This is a genomic window from Streptomyces sp. NRRL WC-3549 (assembly GCF_000721935.1).
Taxonomy (GTDB): domain Bacteria; phylum Actinomycetota; class Actinomycetes; order Streptomycetales; family Streptomycetaceae; genus Streptomyces.
In genome coordinates this window covers 1-2,995 of the sequence record NZ_KL585397.1, presented here as the reverse complement: position 1 = coordinate 2,995, position 2,995 = coordinate 1, and the positions used below count along the sequence as shown (strand labels likewise).

3 protein-coding genes are annotated in these 2,995 nt (G+C 69.7%); all 3 read right to left on the bottom strand.

Features of this window, described 5'->3' with window-relative positions:
• A partial coding sequence (locus IH13_RS0114275) for a carbohydrate ABC transporter permease (protein WP_031084415.1) occupies positions 1-433 on the bottom strand: 433 nt, incomplete at its 3' end.
• A gap of 11 nt (positions 434-444) precedes the next feature.
• Positions 445-1,707, bottom strand: a complete 1,263-nt coding sequence (locus tag IH13_RS0114270; RefSeq protein ID WP_031084413.1) for an ABC transporter substrate-binding protein — start codon at positions 1,705-1,707, stop codon at positions 445-447.
• 145 nt (positions 1,708-1,852) lie between these two features.
• Positions 1,853-2,995 (bottom strand): xylose isomerase (gene xylA / locus IH13_RS0114265; RefSeq protein WP_031084411.1); only part of this gene is annotated, 1,143 nt, incomplete at its 5' end.

Genomic DNA, 2,995 nt, shown 5'->3' with positions numbered 1-2,995 from the left:
GGAGCCACGGCAGCAGGATCAGCGAGCGCAGGATGCCGTTCAGCGGGAAGCGGCGGCTGAAGAAGACGGCCAGGGCCAGGCCGATGCAGAACTGCCCGACGAGCGATCCGACGGTGAAGAGGATCGTCTGCCACAGGGCCTTGCCGAACAGCCCGTCGTCGAAGACGTTCCGCCAGTTGTCCAGACCGTTGAACGGCGCCTCACCGGTGAAGAACGTGGACGGGGAGTAGTCCTGGAAGCTCATCAGGATGTTGCGGACGAGCGGATAGCCGAAGAACAGCGCCATGAAGACCACGGCGGGGGCGATGAACCCCCACTGGGCGAGCTGCCTGCGCCGCCTGGCGCGCTGCGGGCTCAGCGGCTTCTTGGCCGCACCGGTGCCGGCGGCCTTCGGGTCGGCCTGCGGCGCGGCGGAGGCTGTGGTGGATGCCATGGTTCGTTACCTCAGTTCCCGCTCGTGACGCGCTGCTGGGCGCGGGCCAGTGCGGCTTCGCTGGACTCGCCGGTGAGGGCGGACTGGAAGGCGCTCTGCAGGGCGAGCGACACGGACGACCACTGCGCGCCGACCTTCGCCGTACGGGACCGGGCCGTCGAGACCTGCCCGGCCAGGGCCGCCAGCTCCGGGGCCTTCGTACGCCAGACGGCGGCGGCCTTGGTGTTCGCCGGGACCATCCAGCTGTTCAGGGCGTAGGTGATCTGCTCCTGCTCGCCCGCCATACAGCCGATGATCTTCGCGGCCGTCTTCTCGCGCTCGTCGTCACCGGTGTTGGGCACGGTCAGCACACCGCCGCCCAGCGGCCCGACCGAGTCGTCGCCCGCCTTCGGGACGGGGATCTCGGCGATGCCCCAGTTGAGGCCCTTCTTGGCGTTCAGGGTCTCGACCTGCCACGGGCCGTTGATCATCATGGCCGCGTTGCCGGCCATGAACTGGTCGTTCACGTCGGCCTGGGTCCAGTTGACGGTGGACTTGGAGAGCGAGCCGTCCTTCAGCAGCGCCTTCCAGTAGTCGAGCGCACCGGCGACCTCGGGGGAGTCGAGCTTCGTCTCGTCGCCGCCGTTGGACCACATGAACGGGGTGAACTGGAAGACGCCGTCCTCCGCGCCGCCCGCGCTCAGCGCCAGGCCGTACCGCTTGCCCTGGGTCAGCTTCGCGGCCGTCTCCCGCATCTCGTCCCAGGTCGTGGGCACCTTCAGCCCGGCCTGGTCGAGGACGTCCTTGTTGTAGAAGAGCGCCAGGGTGTTCACCGTGCGCGCGGCCCCGTAGTACTTCCCGTCGAACGAGCCGAAGTCGACGATGCCCTCGGGGATGTCCTTCGTGGACAGCCCCAGGTCCTTCAGCGGGATCAGCCCGCCGGCCTCGGCGAACGTCGGCATCTCGGAGGCGTCCAGCTGGAGGACGTCCGGCAGCGACTTCGAGGACGCCATGCGCAGCGCCTTGGTCATCAACTGGGCCGCCGGAACACTCTGCTGCTCGATGGTGACCCCGAGCTCCTTGCTGCAGCGCTTGAGGGTGTCCCCGTCCCAGCGGTGGTACGACTCGTCGGTCGAGGAGTTCATGACGGTGTACACGTCGGGGTCCTGCTGGCGGCCGCACCCCGACAGGACGGAGCCGGCGACGATCGCGGAGACGACGGTGAGGGGGACGACGATCCGCCTGGTGCGGCGGTTGCGGCGTCGGACCCGCCCGTCCGGGGAAGGTTCTGTCACGGTGGTGCCCTTGCGGTGAGAGGGTGGCCGGGCCCATGGGAACGCTCCCACGGGATGTTCGTCAAGCCCCGGCGTGAATCCGGCGGGTGTCACGACGGGGAGAGCCGGGGGAGTCCGGCGGCTGACCGCCGCCGGACTCCAGGGGTCAGCGGACGGCGAGGAGGTGGTCCATGGCGAGCTGGTCGAGGGCTTCGAAGGCCATGGAGCGGCCGGCGGCGGCGTCCGCGTCGAAATCCTCGTAGGCGGTGCGGTCGGCGAGGAGGGCCTTGAGGCCGTCGTCGGCGGTGGGGCGGGCGAGTTCGTCGAGGCGGGAGGCGGTCAGGGCCTCCTGGACGGCGGGGTCGGCGCGGAAGGCCGCGGCGCGCTCCTTGAGGACGAGGTAGTTGCGCATGCAGTTCTTCGCCGACTCCCAGACCCCGTCGATCCCGTCGGTGCGCACGGGCTTGAAGTCGAAGTGGCGCGGGCCGTCCCAGCCGGCCGACTCCAGCAGGTCCACCAGCCAGAACGCCTGGCGCAGGTCACCGGCGCCGAAGCGGAAGTCCTGGTCGTACTTGATGCCGGACTGGCCGTTGAGGTCGATGTGGAAGAGCTTGCCCGCCCACAGTGCCTGGGCGATCCCGTGCGGGAAGTTCAGCCCCGCCATCTGCTCGTGCCCGGTCTCCGGGTTCACCCCGACCAGCTCCGGGCGCTCCAGCCGCTCGATGAACGCCAGCGCGTGCCCGATCGTCGGCAGCAGGATGTCACCGCGGGGCTCGTTCGGCTTCGGCTCGATCGCGAAGCGCAGGTCGTAGCCCTGCTCGGTGACGTAGTCGCCCAGCAGGTCGAACGCCTCCTTCATCCGGTCCAGCGCCAGCCGCACGTCCTTGGCCGCACCGGACTCCGCACCCTCGCGCCCGCCCCACGCCACATACGTCCCGGCACCGAGCTCGACGGCCAGATCGATGTTGCGGATCACCTTGCGCAACGCGAAACGGCGCACGTCACGGTCGTTCGAGGTGAACCCCCCGTCCTTGAACACCGGGTGCGTGAACAGGTTCGTCGTCGCCATCGGCACCTTCAGCCCGGTCCGCTCCAACGCGCCCTTGAACCGGCCCACCAACCGCGCCCGCTCCGCCTCGTCCGCCCCGAACGGGATCAGGTCGTCGTCGTGGAACGTCACACCGTGCGCACCCAGCTCCGCCAGCCGCTCGACCGACTCCACCGGGTCCAGCACCGGACGCGTCGGCTCACCGAACGGGTCGTTGCCCCGCCAGCCGACGGTCCACAGACCGAACGTGAACTTGTCCTC